We start from the raw sequence: 26,251 nt of genomic DNA, 5'->3' as shown, positions 1-26,251 counted from the left end.
AGTTAGTTGTATTGTTCGATAAGACTAAATAACAGTCGTGATAACAGTAGATAACACTACATAAGGTACCGATAACGCAGACGTTTTCTATTTATGCCGTACTTTGCATCATAAACAAAAATCACGATATGTTATGAGACGAATTTATTTGCTATTGTTTTTCATTATTTTGGCGTTGATGCAACTTTTCGGACAGGAAATGCCGCAATCCAATGATACTATTAACTCGTATATAGATAGTATTTACCGGGAACTTCCTGAAGTAATGATTTCAGGCGAAAGGCCGCTTGTTAAAGCTACTCAAGGAAAGTTGGTGTATGACTTGCCACGATTGATAAAGGATCTTCCTGTTGACAATGTGTATGATGCTGTGAAAGAACTCCCTGGAGTTGCAGAAATCAATGGGGGAATTACATTGGCTGGTCAAAGTGTGACAGTGGTGATAGATGGTAAAGTCACCAATATGACTCCGGATCAATTGAATGCGTTACTAAAGACGATTCCTGCTAGCCGAATTGAGAATGCGGAGGTTATGTATTCTGCACCGGCACGTTATCAAGTGCGTGGAGCAATGATTAATATCTGTTTGAAACAAGGAGATGGAAGTGCCCCATCTTTGCAGGGTGAAGTTTTTAGTGAATACAATCAACAATATTATGCAAATCTGACAGAGCGTACAAGTCTTCTTTATTCTGGAAATAAACTCTCTGCGGATTTTCTTTATTCCTATGGGCATGGACGGGGTTATTTCTTGACGGATAAAGAAGCTATGCATACTCTTGAAGACGGTTCGAAATATCAAATGAATACGAATGAAGTATCCAAGAGTAGGCACAACACACATAGTTTTCGTTTGGGGGTTGATTATAATTTTACAAAAGATCATCAATTGAGCATAGTGTATAATGGAAATATAACAAATGGTCATAATCATGGAACGGTAAATGGTGTACAGATTTCAAATACTCGTAAGCAAAGTACTTCTCAACTGCATAATGGGCGTATGGATTACCGAACACCGTTTGGTATGAAAGCAGGGGTAGAATTTACTTATTATAATTCTCCTTCTACACAGTTATTACATAGTAGATTGTACGATCAGCAACTTGATTTTTTAGCTAAAGACGGCCAACGAATCAATCGCTGGAAGGCTTTTCTAGCAAAAGAACATACTTTGACAAAGGAATGGGGAATCAATTATGGTATTATGTACATGAATAGTATTGATAATAGTTTCCAATATTACTATCAACCGGAAAGCGGAAAACTACTGCCGGGAAGTAATAACATGTCATCACGTCACCGTGAACAAACACTGAATCTCTATGCCGGTTTTAATAAAAATTTTGGAGAAAGTGTTTCTTTGGATGTATCTATGGCTGTAGAACAGTATCATAATGAAGTCTGGAATGAATGGAATATATTCCCTACTTTGAATCTTAGTTATATGCCATCTGCCGGAAATGTCTGGCAATTATCACTCAGTAGTGATAAAGGCTATCCTGAGTATTGGGCAACACAAGATGCAATCTCTTATTTGGGAGGAGGATATTCTGAAATTCATGGCAATCCGTATCTTAAACCAAATGTTGGATATCAGACACAATTATTATATGTATTAAATAATAAGTATATTTTTACAGCTTGGTTTAACCATTCGAATGACTATTTTGTCCAAACTCTGTACCAATCTCCCGAACGTTTATTAGAAATATATAAGTATTTGAATTTTGACTATAAACAACAAACAGGTGTGCAGGCAGTCATCCCATTTAAAATAAAAGAATGGTTGAATTCTAGAATAACCTTGATTGGCGTTTATGATAGAGAAAAAGACTGTGATTTTTGGGATATTCCGTTTGATCGTAAGGTGGTTTTTGGAATGGCATTTATGAATAATACTTTCATGCTTTCTTCAAAACCGAATATAAAACTGATTGTGAATGGTATGGTACGTAGCAAAGCAACTCAGGGAATATATGATTTACCTGCATCAGGTAATGTAGATATTGCTTTACGTTATACTTTTGCTAAGGGAAAGGCTTTGCTTACAGTTCGTTGTAATGACATTTTCGAAACATCACAAGTCTCTCCACGAATCAATTTTGAGACCCAAAATGTTATTAATAACTATTCTTGTTTCCGTCAATTTGGTATTTCATTTAGCTATAAATTTGGAGGATATAAGGAGAGACAAAGGGAATCGGTAGATACTTCGCGATTTAAATAAATGATTTGTCTATACCATGTGTGGAAAAAGGTCATGATTTGCGTCATAGCAAAATGGGTATGAAATTATACAGACAACTTGTTGGATTTTTCTTTTAGGTAACAACATTTGTATGGAGTTATTTGTTAAATTTGCAAACTCTAATTCAAAACTAACAAAAAAATCAGTATGAAGTCAGACATAGAAATAGCTCGTACAACCGAACTGAGAAAAATAAAGCAAGTTGCCGAAAATATAGGTATTCCTCGTGAAGAAGTTGAAAACTATGGTCGATATATCGCTAAAATACCTGAACAATTAATTGATGAAGAGAAGGTAAAGCAGAGTAATCTGATTCTCGTTACCGCGATTACGGCAACAAAAGCCGGTATTGGTAAAACGACTGTATCCATAGGTCTTGCACTCGGACTGAATAAGATAGGTAAAAAAGCTATCGTTGCTTTGCGTGAGCCTTCACTTGGACCTTGTTTCGGTATGAAGGGCGGTGCGGCAGGCGGAGGTTATGCTCAGGTACTTCCGATGGAGAAAATCAATTTACATTTTACTGGGGATTTTCATGCCATCACTTCAGCTCATAACATGATATCGGCTTTGTTGGATAATTATTTATATCAAAATCAATCTAATGGTTTCGGACTTAAGGAGATTCTTTGGCATCGTGTTCTTGATGTGAACGATCGTTCATTAAGAAATGTTGTCACCGGATTAGGAGCAAAGACAGATGGCATAACGATGCAATCTGGTTTTGATATAACTCCGGCTTCTGAAATAATGGCTATTCTTTGTCTTGCAAGTGACGTAGAAGACTTACGTCGACGGATTGAAAATATTCTTCTTGGATTTACATATGATGGTAAGCCTTTTACGGTGAAAGATTTAGGTGTTGCTGGTGCGATCACTGTTCTTTTGAAAGATGCTATTCATCCGAATTTGGTACAAACCACCGAGAATACTGCCGCTTTTGTGCATGGTGGCCCGTTTGCAAATATTGCTCATGGATGCAATTCTGTTTTGGCTACGAAAATGGCAATGACATTTGGGGATTATGTAGTAACTGAAGCCGGTTTTGGTGCGGATTTGGGTGCAGAAAAGTTTTATAATATAAAGTGCCGTAAAAGTGGTATTCAACCTCGTTTGACAGTAATCGTTACTACAGCACAAGGTCTGAAGATGCATGGAGGTGTAAGTTTGGATCGCATCAAGGAACCTAATATGGAAGGCTTGAAAGAAGGATTCCATAATTTGGATAAACATGTTCGAAATTTGCGCTCATTTGGACAAACAATAGTTGTTGCTTTCAATAAATTCGCAAGCGATACGGAGGAAGAAATAGAACTTCTCCGAAAACATTGCGAGCAGTTAGGAGTTGGTTTTGCTATTAATAATGCATTTAGCAAAGGAGGGGAAGGAGCTGTAGATTTGGCAAATTTGGTAGTTGAAACCATAGAAAAGCAACCATCTACACCTTTGAAATTCACCTATGAAGTGGGAGATAGCGTTGAAAAGAAAATAGAAAAGATTGCTACTGGGATATATGGGGCAAGTGTAGTGACTTATAGTATAGCTGCACGTAAAAAAATCAAGTTAATACAGGATATGGGCATAGCGCATTATCCGGTATGTATAGCTAAAACGCAATATTCATTTTCTGCAGATCCTAAAATTTATGGTGCCGTTAATAATTTTGAGTTTCAGATTAAAGATATCGTAATCAATAACGGAGCAGAAATGATTGTTGCTATAGCCGGTGAGATTATGCGTATGCCGGGATTGCCAAAGGATCCTCAAGCAAAGAATATCGATATTGTAAATGGGGAAATTGAGGGATTGAGTTAGACTTCTTTTAAAAATGGGCAACATATCTGGATAGTAAATAAAAGGGAATTACGAATTACATAGTAATTGCGAAAACATTCTGTTTCAGAAATTATAATATGTAATTCGTAATTGTATATATAGAGTCCAGTGTGCTATTTCTTTATTTTTTCAAGCACACTGTAAGATTGCAGCTCTTTTTTCTTATTGTATTGTTCCGTACGGACAATGCCAATATTGGGAGTATACCATTCATATCCGTAACCTTCAATTGTTCCTTTGGGTGTCCAAATGTTTATATCATATTTTATTTTTGTACAATAGAAAGCTCCGGCCGGAGTGTCAACACTTTCCGTTGTTACAAATTGACGATCGGAAAGAGTGATCTCTGCCCGATTATTTTTATTACCTTTCTGATAAAGACGGAGCGTGGCATCATCGAATTCGTTGTCATCAGCCGGATCTGTCGGATCGGATAGGGCATTAGGATAGTTCATCAGATCTCCCATCATATAAATATCCGAGTTTAACATATCCATAGCTACAGGAAAACTCATTGCACCACTCATACTCATGGAGAAATCTCCATCATTGCAGCGGGCTACCATGTTACCTGAATGGAGAACTTGTCCGGATGCATTGGTAAATGTGTAATTAGCCAAAACTTCCATTCCCGAGGGATAGTTAAATACCTGGTCAACACGATAAACGAGAATATTCAGCAGCTTTCCATTAGCTGTATAACAATTACGGGTTAGTTGCTCATTTTGCTGATTAGGGAAGAAGAAAGTACAGTCATTTTGAGCAATGGCACTTGTTGCGATTAACAAAAGGCCAGATAAGAATAGATTTCTTAGTTTCATAATTAAAATATAGGTTATAGTTATTTTATTTGATGTAGTAAGAACGAGATTTTGTGCAGAAGGTTCATGAAGGATTATAAAAAAGTACGTACCTACCTCACGGCAGATACGTACTATTATGAAAAAAATGAAATTAAGTTAGATCAAAGTCTAATACAATGCTTAATATGCAAAAATAGGATATTTTTCCATTGTTTTATTAACGCGGGCACGTACTTGAGCTATTATTGCTTCATTATCTACGTTGGAAAGTACAGTTTCAATCATTTCTGCAATTTCCAGCATTAAATCTTCTTTTGCACCACGAGTTGTAATGGCGGGAGTACCTAAACGAATACCGGAAGTTTGGAAAGCAGAACGGGTATCGAAAGGTACCATGTTTTTATTTACAGTAATATCAGCAGCCACTAATGCTTTTTCTGCCACTTTACCTGTTAATTCAGGATATTTGGTGCGGAGGTCTACCAGCATAGAATGATTGTCTGTACCACCTGAAACAATACTAAACCCGCGATCAATCAATGCTTGAGCCAATACGGCTGCATTTTTCTTTACTTGTTTCTGATATTCTTTATATTCAGGTTGCAGGCATTCACCAAAAGCAACTGCTTTTGCTGCAATTACATGCTCTAACGGACCTCCTTGTATCCCAGGGAATACAGCTGAGTCAAGTAACTGAGACATCATTTTTCTTTCTCCTTTAGGATTTTTCTTTCCCCATGGATTAGGGAAGTCTTTGCCCATCATTATGACACCGCCACGTGGACCACGCAGTGTTTTATGTGTTGTCGATGTGACAATATGGGCATATTTTAGCGGATTGTCCAATAAACCTGCAGCAATTAATCCGGCAGGATGTGCCATGTCTACCAATAGGATGGCACCGATCTTATCGGCAATTTCGCGCATGCGTTTATAATCCCATTCGCGGGAATATGCAGAACCACCACCAATTATCATTTTAGGGCGTTCGCGAAGAGCTATTTCTTCCATCTGATCATAATCTACGCGGCCAGTATCTTTATTAAGATTATATTCACATGGCGTATAAATGATACCGGAAGTATTCACTAATGAGCCGTGAGAAAGATGACCACCGTGTGCCAGATTTAATCCCATAAACTTGTCACCTGGATTCAATACAGCCAAAAATACAGCTGCATTAGCTTGTGCGCCTGAGTGAGGTTGAACATTAGCCCATTCAGCACCGAAGATTTGTTTTAACCGATCGATTGCAATTTGTTCACTTTGGTCAACAACTTCGCACCCCCCATAGTAACGCTTGCCGGGATATCCTTCGGCATATTTGTTGGTTAAACAGGAACCCATTGCCTGCATTACTTGGTCACTTACAAAGTTTTCTGATGCGATCAACTCGATGCCTTTAAGTTGACGTTGATGTTCTTTTTCGATAATATCGAAAATTAATTCGTCTCTTTTCATTCTGTATTATGATAAAATAAGTTTGTTAATAAAGACTCTTAACTAGACGTACAAAGATAGGTAATAATTATTAAATACTACTTGCAAATGGAAGGAAAAAAAGGATGATGTCATTATAATCGGCTCCATTTAGAAAATAACCCCTAATGAAAAACTAAGCACTTGATCACGCCGATGAAATGTGATGTTACTGACACCAATGCTTCCATCAGGATTAATATTGTCATAAGTAACGGATTTAGAGATATTGTGTAACCCCTGTTCATAACGGAAATCAAAGAATATCCGGGAGATGTTTACTCCGACACCGACAACTGCGCATAAATTAAAAGGATAAAGTCGTTCGTGCATTCCCTTTTGGTCGAAGTTTTCAAAAGTTATTTCATTTTTCTTTCCCCAAATATAGCGTAGTTTGGGTCCTATGAAAACAGACATTCCATACGCCCCTTGTTTTACTACATTATATCCATAAAGAACCGGAAAATCAATGCTGTGTATTGTGGAATTTACTGAAGCATAATCCGGTTCGATATCTGGGTGTTGCGATCCCAGTTTATCAAAAGTGATTTCGCATTTACTGATATTATAGGAAACCTCTGGCTGAATAAAATGTTTCTTCATATTGAAACGCATGAATAACGCACCAAAATAACCAAGTTTATAATTATTTTGGATCTCATCGATAGTAACATCTTTAATTTTAAAATCAGATACTAGGAACATGGAAGAATTAAATCCGGCTTTGATCCCAAAATTTATTTTCCGGTTATTAGGACGCTCCACTTTATCCAAAGAACTTCCTTGTGCATATGTAAGTATGCACACCAAAAGCATTTCAAGAAGAAGAAACGTTCGCCTCATAAACCTTACTTTTTATTATTTTTATTTTTCTCTACACTCCAGCCGAATTTTCCGATTTTGTTTCCAAGTTCATAATACCCACCATGTACATATACCAATGGATTGGCTTCAGCTAATTCCAACTTGCCGGTTCCTGCATTCAGATGGTTTTCATCCGCGCGAACATTTACTACATCAGCTATGAACATGTCATGTGATCCCAATGATACGATTTCTTTTACACGGCATTCTATGCAGAGAGGTGATTCTTCAATGAGTGGAGCTTTAACAATAGAACATTTACCCGGTGTCAGTTTCATCTCTTCAAACTTATGATAATCTCGTCCGGAACGTACTCCGCACCAGTCGGTAGGAAACGCCATTACAGCGGTTGTCAGATTGATGACAAACTCCATATTCTTTTTTATAATCGAGTGTGAATAACGCTCGGGACGTATGGATATATAACACATGGGCGGGTTCGTACAAATCGTTCCCGTCCATGCTACAGTGATAATATTATATTCACTTTCGTTTTCTCCACAACTCACCATAACAGCGGGTAGGGGATAAATCATTGTTCCTGGTTTCCAGTCAACACGCATGAATATTTATTGGTATTTTAATGGTTTGATTGATCAGATAATTGTAAATTCTTCCCGACGTTGTTCTTTTTCGCAATAATGGCATTTAATAATGCAATTGTCTTTATCAGTGACATGGAATAATGTATGCATTGGCTCATTATTGGTTATACATTTCGGATTCGCACATTTTACGATACCTTTCAGTTCGTCCGGTATTTGTACTTCCTTCTTTTCTACAACTTCATAATCGCGTATAATATTCAGTTTCACGTGTGGAGCAACCACTGAAATGCGATTGATCTCTTCATCACAGAAAAATTTATCAGCAATTTTTATGATACCTTTTCGTCCCAGTTTCTTGCTTTCGAGGTTGAAGCCAATTGTAATATTATTCTTCATATTCTCCAAACCAAGCAGACGGACGATGGTAAAGAGTTTTTCGCTGGGAATATGGTCAATAACTGTTCCGTTGCGGAGAGCAGCGACTTGCAGAGCTTGTTTATTTTCGTTCATAACTCATTCTATCTAATTTCATAACATTTCCAAAGTGATACCTAATACATCGCAGAGAATAGCTTCACGGGCATATAATCCATTTTGAGCCTGTTGAAAGTAGTATGCTTTCGGGCTATCATCCACATCATAAGCAATCTCATTGACACGAGGCAGTGGGTGAAGGATACGCATGTTGGGACGTGTCTTTTCTAACATACTTGCACGCAAGATATACACGTTTTTTACTCTTTCATATTCCATCAAATCAGTGAAACGCTCTCGCTGTACCCGGGTCATATAGAGAATATCAGCTTCAGCAATGGTATCATCTGTAAAATCAGTATGTTCTACATATTTTATATTATGTTCTTTGCAGTATATTTTATATTCTTCCGGCATTCTTAATTCATCAGGTGCAATAAAATGGAAAGTTGGATTAAAATGGCGCATGGCCATAAGAAGTGAATGAACCGTTCGACCGTATTTAAGATCGCCTACCATATAAATATTCAGATTTTCAAGTGTACCTTGTGTCTTATAGATGGAGTAAAGGTCTAGCATTGTTTGTGAAGGGTGCTGATTAGCACCATCTCCTGCATTAACAATGGGAATATCTGTTACTTCGCTTGCATAGCGTGCTGCTCCTTCCAAAAAATGACGCATTACAATTATGTCCGCGTAATTACTTACCATTTTTATGGTGTCTTTAAGTGTTTCTCCTTTGGAAGAACTGGTGGCTTTTGGGTCGCTAAAGCCAATGACACGTGCGCCAAGGCGATTGGCTGCAGTTTCAAAACTCAAACGGGTACGAGTAGAGGGTTCAAAGAACAAGGTGGCTACTACTTTTCCTTCGAGTAACCTGCGATTAGGATTTTTTTCAAATAGCTTCGCCATTTCAAGCATGTAGAGAATCTTTTCTTTGGAATGTTCGGCGATGGTTACTAAACTTCTGTTTTCCATTCTGTTATCTTTATTGATTGATAGAACTTGTTTTCAGACTGTAAAGATAGAGACAAAATGCGTTATACGCAACTAAATTGAAAAGTAAAATTATAGCTTGTTTTTATCATTAATATGGGTTTATGGATTATCTATTAAGGGTGATTTACAAGTTAATGGAACAGAATATATTAAAAAAGAATGAGATGACAGAGTTAAAAAGCCTTTTGTTGCTGTAGATATATTCCGAAATATATCTACCTTTGCATTTAATTTAAATGTTTGATAAATCGAAGTTTGGATAATAATGATAAAAAAGATAGTTAAGTCCCTTTGGATATTTCTTGCAGCAATCGTTCTATTATGTGTGATTATCTTTGTATCTATTTCATATGGATGGATTGGCTATATGCCTCCTGTAGAAGAACTAGAAAATCCTAATTACAAATTTGCCACGGAGATTTTTTCTGAAGATGGTAAAGTTTTAGGTACTTTCTCCATCGAAAAGAATAATCGTGTATATAGTAGTTATGCTGATTTGTCGTCCAATGTGATTAATGCATTAATTGCTACTGAGGATGTGCGCTTTACCGAACATTCTGGGATTGATGCGAAGGCTCTTTTCCGTGCTATTGTAAAGCGCGGTATACTTTTACAAAAAAGTGCTGGTGGCGGTAGTACGCTTTCTCAACAACTTGCTAAGCAGCTGTTCACTGAGAATGTAGCAAGTAATACAATGCAACGTCTTTTTCAAAAGCCTATCGAATGGGTGATCGCAGTAAAGCTGGAACGATATTATACAAAAGAGGAGATATTGACAATGTACCTCAATAAGTTCGATTTCCTAAACAATGCTGTAGGTATTAAGACTGCTTCCTATACTTATTTTGGTTGTGAGCCGAAAGATCTTAAACCTGAACAGGCAGCTACTCTTATAGGCATGTGCCAAAATCCTTCACTTTATAATCCCGTATCACGTAATTCAAAAATACGTAAAAATTCTTTAGGACGGCGTAACGTTGTTTTGGGACAAATGGAAAAAGCCGGATACATTACGCCGGAGGAATGTGATTCATTACAAGCTCTTCCCATGGAATTGAAATATCACCGAGTAGACCATAAGGAAGGATTAGCTACTTATTTCCGTGAATATCTTCGTGGTGTGATGACAGCTAAGGAACCTAAGGAAAGTGATTACCGAGGATGGCAGAAACAAAAATATTATGAAGATTCCTTGGATTGGGCTACAAATCCCCTTTATGGCTGGTGTGAAAAGAATAAGAAAAAAGATGGCTCTAGTTATAATATTTACACCGATGGATTGAAAATTTATACTACTATTGATTCCCGTATGCAAAAATACGCAGAAGAGGCAGTCGAAGAACATTTGAAGGATCTTCAGATACAGTTTTTCAAAGAGAAAAAGGGTCGTACAAAAGCACCATATAGTAATAAAACAAAGCAGGAGCTTATCGATGAATTACTAAATAGGGCGATGAAGCAAACCGATCGTTATCGATTAATGAAACAATCTGGAGCGTCTGAAACTGAAATAAAAAAAGCCTTTAATACACCCGAAGAGATGTCGGTATTCACTTGGTCGGGAGAAAAAGATACAGTTCTGACACCTATGGATTCTATCCGATATTATAAACATTTTCTTCGTGCAGGGTTCATGTCTATGGATCCGATGAACGGACATGTAAAAGCCTATGTAGGAGGACCGAATTATACCTATTTTCAATATGATATGGCGACAGGTGGGCGCCGACAGGTGGGATCCACCATCAAGCCTTATTTATATTCCTTAGCAATGGAAAACGGCTTTTCTCCTTGTGATGAAATGCGACATGTAGAACAGACATTAATCACTGAGACGGGTGAACCTTGGACACCTCGTAATACAAGTAATAAACGTTATGGTGAGATGGTAACATTGAAATGGGGATTGGCTAATTCCAGTAATTGGGTATCAGCTTATTTAATTGGTAAACTTAATCCTTATGAGTTTGTGCGATTGATACATAATTTTGGTGTACGTAATAAAGACATCGTACCGGCATTGTCATTAAGTCTTGGTTCTTGTGAAATTTCAGTAGGAGAAATGGTAAGTGCTTATACTGCTTTTGCAAACCGAGGAATCCGTGTAGCACCACTGTTTGTGACTCGTATCGAAGATAATGAAGGTAATGTTTTAGCTACTTTCACACCGCAAATGAATGAAGTAATCAGCAATTCGAGTGCATATAAAATGCTGGTTATGCTTCGTGCGGTTATTAATGAAGGAACTGGTGGGCGCGTTCGAGGACGCTATGGGATTACTGCCGATATGGGTGGTAAGACTGGTACGACAAATGATAATTCAGACGGTTGGTTTATGGGGTTTACTCCTTCCCTCGTATCTGGTTGTTGGGTAGGTGGCGATGATCGTGATATCCATTTCGATACGATGACTTATGGGCAGGGAGCATCTATGGCATTGCCAATTTGGGCGAAATATATGAACAAAGTATTTGCTGATAAAAATCTTGGATATGATCAGACTGAACGTTTTCAGTTGCCGGAAGGTTATGATCCATGCGCTGATTCAGATGTAGGTCTAGAAGATTCCAATGAACCGGGATTAGATGATTTATTTAATTAAGAATTGAAGAATTACTATTAATTATTCAAACTTTGATCAACATTTGTCTTATATGTATCGGTAGTAATTATAATCAAAAGAAAAATTTTCTTTTGGCTCATCAAAAGTTGCATGCTTTATTCCCTGACATTCGTTTTGCTAAGGAAGAGGTGACAAAGCCTTTATGGTTCAGGAATCAGGCTTTATTCACAGACCAGGTAGCTGTTTTTAGTACTATAGATGAGGAATGGCAAGTGAAAGCAAAGCTGAAAGATATTGAACATGAGGCGGGACGGCATCCTGAAGATAAGTTAGAAGAGAAGGTCTGTTTGGATATCGACTTATTAATATATGACGGTAAGATATTAAAGCCCGATGATTTAAAACGGGAATATATCCAAAAAGGAATAGAGGAATTAGAGTATTATTTAGATTGAAATAAGATGAAATTTTTAGGAATAATCCCAGCACGTTATGCTTCAACGCGTTTTCCTGCAAAACCGTTAGCGATATTGGGAGGTAAAACTGTTATTCAGCGTGTATATGAACAAGTGGTTGGTGTGCTTGATGACGCATACGTAGCAACAGATGATGAACGTATCGAAGCTGTAATAAAAGATTTTGGAGGCAAAGTGGTGATGACTTCCGTAAATCATAGAAGCGGTACAGACAGATGCTACGAAGCTGCGACAAAAATAGGAGGGGATTTTGACGTAATTGTCAACATTCAAGGAGATGAGCCTTTTATTCAACCCTCACAGTTGTGGGCTGTAAAGGCATGTTTTAATGATTTAACTACACAGATCGCTACTTTAGTTAAACCTTTCAAAGCTGATGATCCTTTCGAAGCATTAGAGAACGTTAATTCACCTAAAGTCGTTGTCGATAAAAAATGGAATGCAATGTATTTTAGCCGTTCTATAATCCCTTATCAACGGAATGGAATAAAAAACGAATGGCTTCGTCATCATGTTTATTATAAACACATTGGTCTTTATGCTTATCGTTCCGAAGTATTGAAAGAAATCACTTCATTGCCGCAGTCTACATTAGAATTGGCTGAATCCCTTGAACAATTACGCTGGTTGGAAAATGGATATACTATTAAAGTAGGTGTCAGTGATGTAGAGACGATTGGTATTGATACGCCAGAAGATTTAGTTCGGGCAGAAAAATTATTAAAAGATGGTTTCAAATGAACAGGAGTGTACAACCAATCATAAATGAATTAAAGAATATTGATATTCAATTTCCCGTACGGACAAAATTCTCTAACGGTATTCCACTCTCTATCATCAATGCCGGTGAGCAAGAGGTGATTCGTATGGATATTCTTTTTGCAGGGGGGAGATGGCAACAGACACAGAAACTTCAGGCACTTTTCACCAATCGTATGTTGCGTGAAGGTACTCAAAAATATACTGCTGCGGATATTGCCGAAAAACTGGATTATTATGGTGCGTGGCTTGAATTGTCCAGTTCGGCTGAGTATGCATATATAACTCTTTATTCATTAAACAAATATTTTGCGGAAACGCTTGAAATAGTAGAGTCTATTATTAAAGAACCCATTTTTCCTGAAAAGGAATTAAATACCGTTTTGGATGCCAATATTCAGCAATATCTTGTAAATCTCTCGAAAGTAGATTTTTTAGCCCAAAGAAGTTTACTGGCCTCATTATATGGAGGTGAACATCCTTGCGGACGTTTGGTAGAAGAGAAAGATTATCACATGATTACTCCTGAAATTCTTCGTGCTTTTTATGAAGAATATTATCACTCTGGCAATTCTGCTATTTTTTTGTCTGGTAAAGTAACTGATGAAATTGTGCAAAGAGTGGAATCGGCATTTGGTAATGCTGCTTTTGGCAACTACCAACGGCCTTTTCCTAAAAAAGAGTTTCCATTAGTTGCAATTCCGGAAAAGCGGATTTTCAATGAACGAGATGATGCTATGCAAAGTGCTATTAAATTAGGAATTACTTCGATTGAGCGCCATCATCCCGATTATTTGAAATTACGTGTTTTGATGACAGTTTTCGGAGGTTATTTCGGCAGTAGGCTTATGTCCAATATTCGTGAAGATAAGGGTTATACTTATGGTATTTCTGCAGGAATGATGTTTTATCCTGGCAGCGGAATGATACTTGTAAGTACAGAAACTGATAATGAATACGTTGAACCGTTGATCCGTGAGGTATATCGTGAGATAAATAAACTGCAGAATGAACTTGTTTCTGCTGATGAATTAGCGATGGTACGCAATTATATGCTTGGAGAAATGTGCCGTAACTATGAATCACCTTTTTCCTTATCGGATGCATGGTCGTTTATATATACTTCAGGGCTTGACGATGCTTTTTTTGCACGCTCTTTGCAAGCAGTGAAAGAAGTAACATCGGAAGAAATCAGAGATTTAGCGAACCGTTACTTGTGCAAAGAGACATTAAAAGAGGTCATTGCAGGTAAAAAGTTATCATAAAAAGACTCCCGAACAAGTATGTTTTGGCGGAGAAATTGTATCTTTGTCACATCACATTATTATTCGTAATTCATAATTTGTAATTTAATGAAATATCTATATACGGCGTTAATTTTGATTTTTCTTTCTCAAGGGAGCATTGTTGCTCAAAATAAGGGTGGCTTTTTGGGTAAAATAAAAGATTCCTTTTCTACTGAAATAAAGATAGGAAATTATACATTCAAGGATGGTTCTGTTTATACAGGAGAAATGAAAGGTCGTAAGCCTAATGGGAAAGGAAAAACTGTATTTAAAAACGGTGATGTATATGAAGGAGAATATGTAAAAGGAAAACGCGAAGGATTCGGAGTTTATACTTTTTCTGACGGAGAGAAATATGAAGGTCAGTGGTATCAAGATCAACAGCATGGGAAAGGTATTTTTTATTTTATGAATAATAATCGTTATGACGGTATGTGGTATCAAGATTATCAACACGGTAATGGTACGATGTATTATCATAATGGAGATATTTATGAAGGTAATTGGGTTGGTGATAAGCGTGAGGGATCAGGTACATATACTTGGAAAGATGGATCGAAATATGTTGGAACTTGGAAAAATGATAAAAAGGATGGCAAAGGTATACTTGTCTGGAATAACGGCTGTAAGTATGACGGTGACTGGAAAAATGATGTTCGTGAAGGAAAAGGAACATTTGAATATACAAATGGTGAGAAGTATGTAGGAGATTGGAGTGATGATTTACAGCATGGTCAAGGGATATTTTTCTTAGGTGATGACCGTTATGAAGGCTCTTATGTTCAAGGCGAACGTACTGGTGCAGGAATTTATTATCATGCGAATGGTGATAAATATGTGGGGAATTTCAAAAATGGGATGCAGGAAGGTCAAGGTACTTTTACATGGGCAAACGGTGCTGTTTATGAAGGTCAATGGAAAGAAAATAAACGTAATGGACGCGGTAAGTATACTTGGAGTAATGGTGATATTTATGATGGTGAATGGAAAAATAATCAACCGAATGGAGAAGGTTTATTAATTCTTGTCAATGGTACGAAATATAAAGGTGGTTTTGTGAATGGTCTTGAAGAAGGCAAAGGTATTCAAGAGGATAAAGATGGCCATCGTTACGATGGTTTCTTCAAACAGGGAAAAAAGCATGGACCGTTTGTAGAAACAGATAAGACAGGGAAAATCATTCGGAAAGGAACTTATAAGTTCGGACGATTAGAACAATAAGAAGAAATTTATAGAATAAAAAAGAACGAAGAATACTGTATTCTTCGTTCTTTTTTATTCTAGGGATATTCAGTAAATCCTATAAAATTAGCCAACTAATTCATACTAAAAGTATTGCGAATTAGTTGGCTTTTTTGTATCTTTATGTATTCCCCCTAAAATACGGTTTGACGGCCAAAACGGGGGAAATATCCACACTAAGATATGGCGAAGATACAAAATATTTCAGAAATTCACCCTACTTTAGGGTTTCCAGAATTCGATATTCTGGAAAAATATCGTAAGAGTTTTCATGCGAGTGAACTTGGCAGTCTTCATTCCGTGTTTCCATTCGAGAGTATAGCCAAAGAGACAGGCCTTTCACAATCCCGCTTGGGTCGCAGGAACTGTTTCAGTCCTTCCGCGAAGATAGCCCTTATGGTACTGAAGTCTTATACCGGATTCTCTGACAGGTTATTGGTAGAACATCTTAACGGAAACATACACTATCAGTTGTTCTGTGGTATCATGATAGACCCGTCCTGCCCTATAACGAACTACAAGATAATCAGTGCTGTCCGTAATGAGATAGCATCCCGTCTTGACATCGACTCCCTTCAGAAAATCCTTGCCTCACACTGGAAGCCTTATCTTGAGAACCTTCACGTATGTATGACCGATGCCACATGCTATGAAAGTCATATGCGTTTCCCTACGGACATGAAGCTCCTTTGGGAAAGCGTCGAATGGCTCTACCGGCATGTCTGCATACATTGTGGGCAACTCGGCATAAGGCGTCCCCGTAACAAATATGCGGATGTTGCGGTATCCTATCTATCCTATTGCAAGAAAAGAAAGAGGAAGGCTTCGAGGACAAGAATGCTGAAGCATCGCATGATCAGACTCCTGGAAAAACTCATCATACAACGGGATGACATTCACAGAGAACACGGCTCTTCACTCACATATACACAGGATTATCAGAAACGGCTTTCCATCATCAGAAAGGTCCTTGTACAGGAAAAGGAACTCTTTGAAGGCAGGAAGGTCAGTGACCGTATTGTCAGTATTGACCGTCATTACGTACGCCCTATCGTAAGGGGCAAGGAGACAAAATCTGTCGAGTTCGGTGCAAAGGCTAATAACATACAGATAGACGGAATCTCGTTCATCGAGCACATCTCTTTCAAGGCATTCAATGAGGGCATACGTCTGAAAGACTGTATCCGTATGCATCAGAAGTTGATGAATGTAAGGGTCAGATGTGTGGCCGCCGATTCCATATACGCCAATAATGCCAACAGGAAGTTCTGTACAAAATATGGGATATCAACCTCCTTTGTACGTAAGGGAAGAGCTGCAAAGGACGAGGCGGTGAGGAAGGCTCTCAGGAGTGAACTCTCGAGGGAAAGAGCCACCAGGCTTGAAGGCAGTTTCGGTACGCAAAAACAGCATTATTCGCTATCGAAAATCAAAGCACGGAACAGGAAAACAGAAATCCTGTGGATTTTCTTTGGGATACATACGGCAAACGCAATATTGATGATTGATAAAATCAAAAACGGACAGAAGAAAGCTGCATAACATAAGTATAAAGAATCTATTAGAAGAAGTCTCAGGCTTCTTCCGGAACATCGTGCCCAAAAGGAGAAGATTTTAGGTCAGAGAGAAAAAATAGATAATAAAAATGGCATATGAGATGATATGAACAAAGCATCTTCATATGCCATTTTATGTTTTTAAAGACATTTACTGAATGTCCCTATTCTATCGGTTTGACTTAAATAATGTATTGCGAACTGATGGATTCGTTGTTTACCACACGTTTTATTGTTTCGGCAAACATATCAGCGATACTCAATTGTTTTACCTTAGCGCATTTCTTAGAATAAGGAATACTGTCTGTGAAGACCATTTCAGTGAGTTTGGATTCTTGTACACGGAAAGAAGCAGGATCTGACATTACACAGTGACTGGCTATCGCACGTACAGAAGCTGCACCTGCTTCAAACATGATATTAGCAGCTTTAGTGATCGTTCCAGCGGTATCTACTATATCATCGACCAACACTACATTCTTATTTTTAACATCACCTATGATTTGCATGGAAGCAACTTCATTTGCTTTTTCGCGCGACTTATTACATAGGACTAAAGGTACACCTAAATATTTAGAGAAAGTACTAGCACGTTTTGATCCACCCACATCTGGAGTTGCAATAACAAGTTCTTCCAAATGTAAAGACTGAATGTAAGGAAGGAATACGGCTGATGCATACAGGTGGTCTACAGGAATGTTGAAGAAGCCTTGAATTTGGTCAGCATGCAAATCCATAGTAATTAAACGATCGATACCTGCTACTGAAAGAAGGTCTGCTACCAGCTTGGCACCGATAGACACACGAGGTTTGTCTTTCCTGTCTTGACGTGCCCAGCCAAAATATGGAATAACGGCAATTACACTCTTTGCTGATGCTCTTTTTGCTGCATCAATCATCAACAGGAGTTCCATTAAATTGTCTGAGTTTGGGAATGTGGATTGAACCAAGAATACATGTGAACCACGGATTGATTCTTCGTAGGAAACTGCGAATTCACCATCGGCAAAATGTGTGATATTCATGTTTCCAAGAGGACAATTGAGGCTTGCGCAGATTTTTTCTGCTAGGTATCTCGAATTGGTTCCCGAGAATACCATAAAGGGTGCTTTTTCGCTCATTTTATAATAGTTGTTACCTATATGTTAATTTGCGTGCAAAGGTATGAAATCTCCCGTCAATCTAAAAGACTTATTGTAGAAAAATTAATCTTTCATTTTTTATTTCATGGGGACTAAATTCTTATTTCACGTAAAATATTTGTAGTTTTGCTAACGAAATGCATAAATCATGAAGAATCGACGCTTTTCTATATATCTCTTGTTCCTGTTGGGGCTTTCATCGCTCTTTTCGTGTGTCGGTACAGCACCCACTAAAGAAATGCGTCTTATTGATTCTCTCAATCGCTGTGCTTATGCATATCGTTACAAGAATCTTGATTCTTCCTATCGCCCTGCCATAAAAGCTTATAATTATGCGCGACTCTACAAACAAGGCAAAGCAGAAGCTTGTAACAATTTAGGATTCTGTGCATTTATGGAGATGGACTTCGATAGGGCTGAACGATTACACAAAGAAGTTTATGGATTAACAAAGAATGAATTGGAATTGCTTATTGCAGATGTTGGGCTTATGAAAATTTACCAGCGTACAGGCATGAATAAAGAGTATTATGATTTTCGTAATAGTGCTATTCGGAGGATGAGACGTATTCGCGAAGATAGTAATGTTTTCACAGATAAACATGAGATGTTACGGATGAATTATGCATTTACAGAATTTTTTATAGTCTCTGCAGTTTACTATTATTATCTTCAACAACGTCCGGAGGCAATAGCTTCACTTAACAGGATTCCACAAAATGAAGCACTTGATACCGATACAAATCAATATCTGTATTTTCACTATATTAAAGGTTCTGCAGCTTTGTGTGAAAGTGATACACCTGATGAACGAAAGCTTTGTGAATTTGATGAACTTTATACTACTTGGCGTATAGCTTCTAAAAACGGTTATTTATATTTTGCTGGTAATGGTTTACAAGGATTAGCGGAATTGATGACTTCAAACACTGATTTCGATTTTTTTCTTTCAAGTCGTTTTCATATATTGAAACAATTTGATATGCCGCTTGACACTTTGTTGCCTTTACGATTAGCTGAAAAAGCATTGGAGATTTTTCGGGAATATGATGATCTTTATCAAATTGCAGGTACTTATGTTTCAATCGGGAAATACCTTAATAGTCATGGATTGTATTCTGAAGCATTAGATTCTTTAAGTAAAGCATTGGATTATGTAAATTATCACCATTTTACTTATTACCATTCGGGTGTTGATACTTTGGATAAATTGCAACCTATTGTTTATTCTGATTCTGTATCAACTGAAAGATCTTGGTTGGGTAAAGAAAAGGTCAAAACTGTTCCCGAATGGATTTCTAAAATCCGTGAGCAGTTAAGTGTGTCATATGCTGGGTTAGGCATGAAACGGGAATCGGATTATAATAGGAATATATATTTGGATATATTAAACGATACTCGTCAGGATAAGGAGTTAGAAAGTCGATATGCTTATCTTGAAGCAGAATCAAAGCAATTGAATATCGTGCTATTCTTTGTAATTATAGGATTGATATTAGTTTCTATTCTATTTTGGATATTTAATAAGCGTTCGAAAATAAAGAATCATATTTATACAGAACGTTTGCAACAAACACTGGCTCTTTGTCGGGACATTACGGCTTCTATACCGATGAATGTTCCACTGATTCAAAAAGGAATAGATCAATTATTTGGAGAAGGACGAGTAATATTGGATATATTGGAAACTGGCAAAGTTGAATTTATCACTCACAATCGGTTAAATCGCGATGAGCAAGCTTTGATACATGTATTATCCCCTTATATTGAATGGGCTATAGATAATGAGCAGGCCATAGCATCATTAAGTGATGAGCGCAACCAATTGGAAAAGCAACGTTATGTTTATGAACAACATATTGCAGCAAATAAACGTCAAAATCTGATTAAGAAGTCATGTCTTGCTATTGTGAATGGAATAAACCCTTTTATCGATCGTATATTGAATGAAGTGTATAAACTGACAGAAAAGGGCTTTATCCATAACGAACCTGTTAAAAAAGAAAAATATCAGTATATTGACGAATTAGTCACTACAATTAATGAATATAATGATATACTTGCCCTATGGATAAAAATGAAACAAGGGACTTTGAGCTTGAATATAGAAACATTTAGTTTGAGTGAACTTTTTAACTTATTGTCCAAAGGCCGTAAAGCTTTTGAAATGAAAAAGCAAACGCTTTCAATAGAGTCCACGGATATTTTGGTCAAAGCAGATAAAGCTCTGACATTATTCATGATAAATACATTGGCCGAAAATGCTCGTAAGTTTACTCATGAAGGTGGTAAAATATGTATTTATGCCCGTCAAACGAATGAGTATGTAGAAATTTCCATCAAAGATAATGGACGTGGACTGTCTGCTGAAGATATAGAACGAATTGTGAGTGAAAAAGTTTATGATTCACGGGTTATCGGTATGAATGATTCCGAAGATACTGAAATATTAAGAAAAAGTAAGGGAAGTGGTTTCGGTCTGATGAATTGTAAGGGAATTATTGAAAAATATCGTAAGACAAATGACTTGTTTCGTGTTTGTACTTTCAATGTCGAAAGTGAATCTGGACGGGGAAGTCGTTTTTATTTTCGTCTTCCATTAGGAGTACGTAAGATAATTACGATTTTAATTTGTTTGTTACTACCTGCTACTGTTTTTTCATCGTGTAATTATGAAAAAGAGAAAGAATTTGTTTCTACGGGGCAAGATTCTCTTATAAGAGCAGTTGATTCTGAATATGATCGATTATTACATATTGCTTCAGATTATGCTGATGCTGCTTACTTTTCGAATATTGACGGAAATTATGAAGTGACATTGCAATATGCGGATTCAGCCATTATGCTGTTGAATGAACATTATAAGAAATATAACCCTTCCCCAAAACTTTATATGGAGTTGATAGATGAGGGTATACCTGCTGAAATTTCTTGGTGGAATGAGATGTTCGATACAGATTATTTTATAATTCTAGATATTCGAAATGAGGCAGCTGTGGCATTTTTGGCATTAAAGCAAATCAACGGATATACATATAATAATGCCGCTTATACGGCACTTTACAAATTGCAAAGTAAAGATCAGTCTCTTGAGGGATATTGTCGACAATTAGAGCGTTCTACGACCAATAAAATTGTTGGTGTTATTCTCTGTATTTTATTATTGGTTGTAGCTTTATTGGGTTATTATTTGATTTACATTCGTAAGCGACTGTCGAATCGTTTGAATTTGGAACAGGTGTTGGAAATAAATAAGAAAGTTTTCGCTTCTTCGCTTATCCGTTCTCAGGAATCTCCAGATCTTTTGCAACGCGAGGAAGACACTTTGAAAGAGATCCCTCAGCGTCTTGTAGACGAAGCTTTTGACACTATCAATGAATTGTTGACTATCAATTGTTTAAGTCTTGCCGTATATAACGAAACAAGTCATCGGCTTGAATTTGCATCCAATCCCCGTTTAGATATAATGCCGGATATAATGCAAAGTTGTTTTGACGAACAAAAATATATTACAGATGATCTTATGCAAGCTATTCCTCTAATTGTGGATGCAGGTAATGAGCGTCAATGTGTAGGGGTGTTGTGCTTGGAGCGTAGAGAAGGTTCAAATTTGGAAACAGATCGTCTTCTATTTGAGCTGGTTGCACGCTATGTTTCTATTGTAGTATTCAATGCAATTGTAAAGTTGGCAATGAAATTCCGGGATATAGAGTCAGCGTATGAGGAGACACAACGGGCATCTTGGGAGGATAGTATGTTGCATGTACAAAATATGGTACTCGATAATTGTCTTTCAACCATTAAACATGAAACAATCTATTATCCAAACAAGATAAAACAGATTATAAGTCGATTAAATAATCAGAAACTTACTGAATCGGAAGAACTTGAAAATATTGAAGCCATTCGTGAACTAATAGAATATTATAAAGGAATATTCACAATATTAAGTTCATGTGCTTCACGCCAATTGGAAGAAGTTACATTCCGTCGAACCACGATAGCTGTAAGAGATTTGACGAATTATGCTGATCGTTATTTTCGTAAGGTAAATAAAGGAAAAGTACATGTGGATTTTCAAATAGAGTCTATTGATGCACAGATTGTAGGTGATATCAATCAACTTCGTTTTTTATTGGAAAATCTGATTGATGAAGCACTTCATGTACTTGAAGATGGACTATTGATTCTTCGTACGGTGGAAAACAATGAATATATTCGTTTTATATTCACAGATACTCGTCGTAAAAAGACAATCGAAGAACTTAATCAACTTTTCTATCCCAATTTGACTCGGATGACTTCAAGTGACAAAGGAGAGTTACGTGGGACGGAATATCTTATTTGTAAACAGATTATTCGTGATCACGATGAATTTGCTGGACGGCGAGGATGCCGTATAAATGCCGAACCGGCAGAAAATGGGGGATTTTCTGTTTATTTTACTATTCCCAAACGATGAAATAAAATATAATGATATATTGAAATGACGATGGAAGATAAGAAGTTTAAAGTGATAATTGTAGAAGATGTTAAGTTAGAACTAAAAGGTACGGAAGAAATTTTTCGACATGAAATACCTAATGCAGAAGTGATAGGAACAGCTATGACAGAGGCTGAATTTTGGCCACTAATGGAAGCTGAACTTCCTGATCTTGTGCTTCTAGACTTGGGATTAGGAGGCTCTACGACAATAGGGGTTGATATTTGTCGTAATATCTTCAAGAAATATAAAGGGGTCCGTGTTTTAATTTTTACAGGAGAAATATTGAACGAAAAGCTTTGGATAGATGTTTTGAATGCTGGGGCAGATGGTATTATACTGAAAACGGGTGAATTACTGACTAAAATAGATGTACAGGCTGTGATGGATGGTAAAAAATATGTATTTAACTATCCTATATTAGAAAAAATTATCGATCGTTTCAAAATATCGGTCTCTAATGATGCAAAACGCCAAGAGGCTGTAATCAATTATGATATAGATGAATACGATGAACGTTTTTTGCGACATTTGGCGCTAGGATACACTAAGGAGATGATCGCTAATCTAAAGGGTATGCCTTTTGGTGTAAAATCTTTGGAGAAACGCCAGAACGATTTAATAACTCGCTTATTCCCGAACGGAGAGAGGGTAGGGGTAAATGCTACTCGTCTGGTGGTACGTGCTCTTGAACTACGGATTCTTGATCTTGATAGTTTGGATGCAGATGAAGAATAATAAACGGCATATTCCGCATCCCGCCACAATGTTTTTAATTCTGACGATGGCTGTTGTTTTCCTTTCATGGATTTTTGATATTTATGGGTTAAGTGTAACGTTGCCGCAGACGGGGGAAGAAATACGTGTGCAAAGCGTCCTTAGTCCTGAGGGAATTCGTTGGTTATTACGTCATGTCATAACTAACTTTACAGGTTTTGCACCATTAGGAATGGTAATAGTTGCCATGTTTGGTATAGGAGTAGCTCAACATTCTGGTTTCATTGATGCTTGTATTCGTCGTGGGATTCGTGGTAAACAAGAGAAAAGAAAAATTATTCTATGGGTTATTGTTTTAGGTTTACTCTCAAATGTGGTGGGTGATGCCGGTTATATTATATTGCTTCCCATAGCCGCTGCCTTATTTCATTCAGTAGGGCTTCATCCTGTAGCTGGAATCATTGCAGCTTATGCTTCCGTTGCATGTGGATATAGTGCCAATATTGTTCTTAGTACTATGGACCCTTTGTTAGCCCGCACAACAGAAGAAGCGGCTGTGGCGAGCGGTATAGAGCATGGAAATACGGGTCCTCTGTGCAATTACTATTTTCTGTTTGTTTCTACCTTTCTTATTACTGGCGTTGCATATTGGGTTACTCGCTGGAAGTTGCTTCCTGCTATGGGAAATTATGAAGGTAATATTCATTTTAATGGTTACAAGCCTGTGTCGAGGAAAGAACGTCGAGCGCTCATAATGGCGATTATAGTTGGCATTATTTATATACTGTTTGTACTTTGGTCTACCTTTTCTTCATATGGTATTCTTCGTGGTGTGAGTGGTAATCTAATGCGATCCCCATTTATTATGGGCATACTCTTCCTTATCTCTTTAGGTGCCGGATTAATGGGTATGATTTATGGCTTTAGTTCCGGTCGTTATCGAACAGATATCGATGTCATTGAAGGATTGGCACAACCAATGAAATTGCTGAGTGTTTATTTTGTAATTGCATTTTTTGCAGCACAGATGTTTGCATGTTTCGAGTATTCTCATCTTGATAAATGTTTAGCCATGATAGGAGCTAATGTGCTTTTGTCTGTTCATTTGGGAAACTTACCTACACTCATTTTATTTATATTGTTTACTGCCATTATCAATCTTATTATGGTATCAGCTACTTCCAAATGGTCTTTTATGTCTTTCATCTTTATCCCTATGTTTGCTCAAATGGGTATTGCACCTGATGTAACACAATGTGCTTTCCGAATAGGTGATAGTTCTTCCAATGCCTTAACACCTTTTTTATTCTATATGCCTTTAGTGCTAACATATATGCAACAATATGATCCACAATCTTCCTACCTTTCCCTTATAAAATATACGTGGCGCTATTCAGTATATATTTTAGTAACTTGGACTTTGTTATTTATTATATGGTATTTAACTGGCTTACCATTAGGATTATAGATTCCTTTAGATAAGATGAATGGAAAAAAGTGGAGAAAAATATTTTGAAATTTCACAAAAAGCATTACCTTTGCACCGCAATTAAGGATGGTTCCGTAGCTCAGCTGGATAGAGCAACGCCCTTCTAAGGCGTGGGTCGAGCGTTCGAATCGCTCCGGAATCACTTAAGAAAACCGCAAATAGCTAATTATTAAGCTTTTGCGGTTTTGCTATATTAATGATTGCACAACATTTGCACAACTTGTTTTTCTCACGCATGTGTATTGACCGATAAAAAAACTTCCAATAGTACATTTATACTATACCCCTACTGAACGAAACATTAAAGGGTATACCGAAAATCCGGCTAACCTCCTGCTGATATTGATTGTGATATAAGAAATCATATATTAAATAACTTGCAACTAATTGATTTTCACCAATGGTCATTTTTGACCTATGGCTTTCATTGGTCTTGACGAACTTAGTTAAATGTGGGATAATTGCACATTTGACCCTTACCGTAATCTTACCCTTGTTTATCTCTTTGTAGCTTTATATTATATTGATTATCAGGTTTTACACAAAAATGCGGAAAATGTGGAATAACTATTATTATCGTTGTTTATCTCTCTGTAGTTTTGCATCACATTGATTTCCTGTCAAAATTCAAAAGTGTGTTGGGTATAAATACGGGAGAGTTCCGTATTATACATTTTCACCCTTATAGGCAACTTATAAGTAGCTGATTTTCACCAATGAGCAGTTTTGCCCTATGGCTTACAGAGTCTATTTCATTGATATCGCTCGTTTTCCCTATTCCACGTACGCACGTTTTTAATGGTTCAGATTCTTTAGTTCTCTTTGCGCATGTGCGTGTTGGACTGTGTAAAATGTAACATTCTTATGCCTATTTTTGCCCATTTGCGTATGTGCGTGTACATGCGCACGTGAACACATCAGATAATTCACTTAATTGCCCTATGCACACGTACGCATGACACTTGGTTTAATTGCTTTAACGCAGAAGAAGCACAGAGAATTACTTTCTGTGTGCCTCAATAACTTTACCCAAATGATACACTATCGTCCAAAACTCATAAAGATTGCATCGTATTAAATGAGGTTCAAAAGAATATCAGGTAACTTCTACAATAGCAGTATCACGTTCTTTTGCGTAACCGACTGATAATGCCAGATACTTATATCGTTTCGGCATGAATGAAAAGTTGCCGTTGTTGTAGTCTTCGATGAAATATTCTTTGCCCGGTTCTGTACCTTCGGGATTAAGAATACACTTTGATTTTTACCGGACAAGTACCATTT

General features: G+C 37.2%; 18 protein-coding genes and 1 tRNA gene. 12 read left to right on the top strand and 7 right to left on the bottom strand.

Going from position 1 to position 26,251, the window contains the following annotated elements; genetic code table 11:
- Positions 1 to 178: 178 nt before the first annotated feature.
- Positions 179 to 2,230, top strand: coding sequence for an outer membrane beta-barrel family protein (locus tag H8744_RS15355; protein ID WP_305067518.1), 2,052 nt, complete (start codon positions 179 to 181; stop codon positions 2,228 to 2,230).
- A gap of 168 nt (positions 2,231 to 2,398) precedes the next feature.
- Positions 2,399 to 4,066 carry a formate--tetrahydrofolate ligase gene (locus tag H8744_RS15350; RefSeq protein WP_262435676.1) on the top strand — a complete coding sequence of 556 codons (1,668 nt, stop codon included), beginning with the start codon at positions 2,399 to 2,401 and terminating at the stop codon, positions 4,064 to 4,066.
- Positions 4,067 to 4,200: 134 nt separating this feature from the next.
- Here H8744_RS15350 and H8744_RS15345 read toward each other — a convergent pair whose 3' ends face one another.
- The 6 genes from H8744_RS15345 to pyrB form a co-directional block, all read right to left on the bottom strand.
- Positions 4,201 to 4,908: a TapB family protein gene (locus H8744_RS15345; protein WP_262435675.1), complete on the bottom strand. Its 708-nt coding sequence runs from the start codon at positions 4,906 to 4,908 to the stop codon at positions 4,201 to 4,203.
- A 162-nt stretch (positions 4,909 to 5,070) separates the two neighbouring features.
- Entirely contained in the window at positions 5,071 to 6,351 is a 1,281-nt protein-coding gene (gene glyA / locus H8744_RS15340; protein WP_262435674.1) for a serine hydroxymethyltransferase, read from the bottom strand.
- A 129-nt stretch (positions 6,352 to 6,480) separates the two neighbouring features.
- Positions 6,481 to 7,185 carry a porin family protein gene (locus H8744_RS15335; RefSeq protein ID WP_305067517.1) on the bottom strand — a complete coding sequence of 235 codons (705 nt, stop codon included), beginning with the start codon at positions 7,183 to 7,185 and terminating at the stop codon, positions 6,481 to 6,483.
- Positions 7,186 to 7,217: 32 nt separating this feature from the next.
- Positions 7,218 to 7,796 carry a flavin reductase family protein gene (locus H8744_RS15330; RefSeq protein WP_305067389.1) on the bottom strand — a complete coding sequence of 193 codons (579 nt, stop codon included), beginning with the start codon at positions 7,794 to 7,796 and terminating at the stop codon, positions 7,218 to 7,220.
- 33 nt (positions 7,797 to 7,829) lie between these two features.
- Positions 7,830 to 8,291, bottom strand: coding sequence for an aspartate carbamoyltransferase regulatory subunit (gene pyrI, locus H8744_RS15325; RefSeq protein ID WP_262435671.1), 462 nt, complete (start codon positions 8,289 to 8,291; stop codon positions 7,830 to 7,832).
- 18 nt (positions 8,292 to 8,309) lie between these two features.
- Complete coding sequence (gene pyrB / locus H8744_RS15320; protein ID WP_262435670.1) at positions 8,310 to 9,233, bottom strand: aspartate carbamoyltransferase; 924 nt, start codon at positions 9,231 to 9,233, stop codon at positions 8,310 to 8,312.
- A gap of 286 nt (positions 9,234 to 9,519) precedes the next feature.
- Between pyrB and H8744_RS15315 the strand changes: the two genes are divergently transcribed.
- From H8744_RS15315 to H8744_RS15290, 6 genes are all read left to right on the top strand, one after another.
- Positions 9,520 to 11,856, top strand: coding sequence for a transglycosylase domain-containing protein (locus H8744_RS15315; RefSeq protein WP_262435669.1), 2,337 nt, complete (start codon positions 9,520 to 9,522; stop codon positions 11,854 to 11,856).
- Between the two features lie 35 nt (positions 11,857 to 11,891).
- The gene (locus H8744_RS15310; RefSeq protein ID WP_369411072.1) at positions 11,892 to 12,272 is read left to right on the top strand and encodes a 2-amino-4-hydroxy-6-hydroxymethyldihydropteridine diphosphokinase; all 381 of its coding nucleotides are present in this window, start codon (positions 11,892 to 11,894) and stop codon (positions 12,270 to 12,272) included.
- A 6-nt stretch (positions 12,273 to 12,278) separates the two neighbouring features.
- Entirely contained in the window at positions 12,279 to 13,034 is a 756-nt protein-coding gene (kdsB, locus tag H8744_RS15305; protein WP_262435667.1) for a 3-deoxy-manno-octulosonate cytidylyltransferase, read from the top strand.
- Positions 13,031 to 14,317 (top strand): M16 family metallopeptidase, encoded by a 1,287-nt coding sequence (locus H8744_RS15300; protein WP_262435666.1) that lies wholly within the window; start codon positions 13,031 to 13,033, stop codon positions 14,315 to 14,317. The genes kdsB and H8744_RS15300 overlap by 4 nt, the downstream gene beginning before the upstream one ends.
- Before the next feature lie 87 nt (positions 14,318 to 14,404).
- Entirely contained in the window at positions 14,405 to 15,559 is a 1,155-nt protein-coding gene (locus H8744_RS15295; RefSeq protein ID WP_262435665.1) for an MORN repeat-containing protein, read from the top strand.
- A gap of 204 nt (positions 15,560 to 15,763) precedes the next feature.
- Positions 15,764 to 17,122 carry a transposase gene (locus H8744_RS15290; protein ID WP_262435664.1) on the top strand — a complete coding sequence of 453 codons (1,359 nt, stop codon included), beginning with the start codon at positions 15,764 to 15,766 and terminating at the stop codon, positions 17,120 to 17,122.
- Positions 17,123 to 17,318: 196 nt separating this feature from the next.
- Here H8744_RS15290 and H8744_RS15285 read toward each other — a convergent pair whose 3' ends face one another.
- Positions 17,319 to 18,257 carry a ribose-phosphate pyrophosphokinase gene (locus H8744_RS15285; RefSeq protein WP_305067388.1) on the bottom strand — a complete coding sequence of 313 codons (939 nt, stop codon included), beginning with the start codon at positions 18,255 to 18,257 and terminating at the stop codon, positions 17,319 to 17,321.
- A 169-nt stretch (positions 18,258 to 18,426) separates the two neighbouring features.
- On the opposite strand from H8744_RS15285, the gene H8744_RS15280 reads away from it, so the two are divergent.
- The 4 genes from H8744_RS15280 to H8744_RS15265 all read left to right on the top strand — a co-directional run bounded on the left by H8744_RS15280 (position 18,427) and on the right by H8744_RS15265 (position 25,109).
- Positions 18,427 to 22,740, top strand: coding sequence for a DUF5113 domain-containing protein (locus H8744_RS15280; RefSeq protein WP_262435662.1), 4,314 nt, complete (start codon positions 18,427 to 18,429; stop codon positions 22,738 to 22,740).
- A 30-nt stretch (positions 22,741 to 22,770) separates the two neighbouring features.
- Positions 22,771 to 23,499, top strand: a complete 729-nt coding sequence (locus tag H8744_RS15275) for a DUF5932 domain-containing protein (protein ID WP_262435661.1) — start codon at positions 22,771 to 22,773, stop codon at positions 23,497 to 23,499.
- Entirely contained in the window at positions 23,489 to 24,946 is a 1,458-nt protein-coding gene (locus tag H8744_RS15270) for an AbgT family transporter (RefSeq protein ID WP_262435660.1), read from the top strand. Before H8744_RS15275 ends, H8744_RS15270 begins: the two co-directional genes overlap by 11 nt.
- A gap of 89 nt (positions 24,947 to 25,035) precedes the next feature.
- A tRNA-Arg gene (locus tag H8744_RS15265) sits at positions 25,036 to 25,109 on the top strand.
- Positions 25,110 to 26,251 lie beyond the last annotated feature (1,142 nt).

It is taken from the genome of Jilunia laotingensis, assembly GCF_014385165.1.
Lineage (GTDB): Bacteria > Bacteroidota > Bacteroidia > Bacteroidales > Bacteroidaceae > Bacteroides > Bacteroides laotingensis.
This window is presented reverse-complemented; position numbering and strand designations above follow the sequence as displayed.

Excerpts from the sequence above, each read along its gene's own strand:
- H8744_RS15355 (WP_305067518.1), top strand. The coding sequence starts at position 179 with ATGCAACTTTTCGGACAGGAAATGCCGCAATCCAATGATACTATTAAC.
- H8744_RS15350 (WP_262435676.1), top strand. The coding sequence starts at position 2,399 with ATGAAGTCAGACATAGAAATAGCTCGTACAACCGAACTGAGAAAAATA.
- H8744_RS15345 (WP_262435675.1), bottom strand. The coding sequence starts at position 4,908 with ATGAAACTAAGAAATCTATTCTTATCTGGCCTTTTGTTAATCGCAACA.
- glyA (WP_262435674.1), bottom strand. The coding sequence starts at position 6,351 with ATGAAAAGAGACGAATTAATTTTCGATATTATCGAAAAAGAACATCAA.
- H8744_RS15335 (WP_305067517.1), bottom strand. The coding sequence starts at position 7,185 with ATGCTTTTGGTGTGCATACTTACATATGCACAAGGAAGTTCTTTGGAT.
- H8744_RS15330 (WP_305067389.1), bottom strand. The coding sequence starts at position 7,796 with ATGCGTGTTGACTGGAAACCAGGAACAATGATTTATCCCCTACCCGCT.
- pyrI (WP_262435671.1), bottom strand. The coding sequence starts at position 8,291 with ATGAACGAAAATAAACAAGCTCTGCAAGTCGCTGCTCTCCGCAACGGA.
- pyrB (WP_262435670.1), bottom strand. The coding sequence starts at position 9,233 with ATGGAAAACAGAAGTTTAGTAACCATCGCCGAACATTCCAAAGAAAAG.
- H8744_RS15315 (WP_262435669.1), top strand. The coding sequence starts at position 9,520 with ATGATAAAAAAGATAGTTAAGTCCCTTTGGATATTTCTTGCAGCAATC.
- kdsB (WP_262435667.1), top strand. The coding sequence starts at position 12,279 with ATGAAATTTTTAGGAATAATCCCAGCACGTTATGCTTCAACGCGTTTT.
- H8744_RS15300 (WP_262435666.1), top strand. The coding sequence starts at position 13,031 with ATGAACAGGAGTGTACAACCAATCATAAATGAATTAAAGAATATTGAT.
- H8744_RS15295 (WP_262435665.1), top strand. The coding sequence starts at position 14,405 with ATGAAATATCTATATACGGCGTTAATTTTGATTTTTCTTTCTCAAGGG.
- H8744_RS15290 (WP_262435664.1), top strand. The coding sequence starts at position 15,764 with ATGGCGAAGATACAAAATATTTCAGAAATTCACCCTACTTTAGGGTTT.
- H8744_RS15285 (WP_305067388.1), bottom strand. The coding sequence starts at position 18,257 with ATGAGCGAAAAAGCACCCTTTATGGTATTCTCGGGAACCAATTCGAGA.
- H8744_RS15280 (WP_262435662.1), top strand. The coding sequence starts at position 18,427 with ATGAAGAATCGACGCTTTTCTATATATCTCTTGTTCCTGTTGGGGCTT.
- H8744_RS15275 (WP_262435661.1), top strand. The coding sequence starts at position 22,771 with ATGGAAGATAAGAAGTTTAAAGTGATAATTGTAGAAGATGTTAAGTTA.
- H8744_RS15270 (WP_262435660.1), top strand. The coding sequence starts at position 23,489 with ATGAAGAATAATAAACGGCATATTCCGCATCCCGCCACAATGTTTTTA.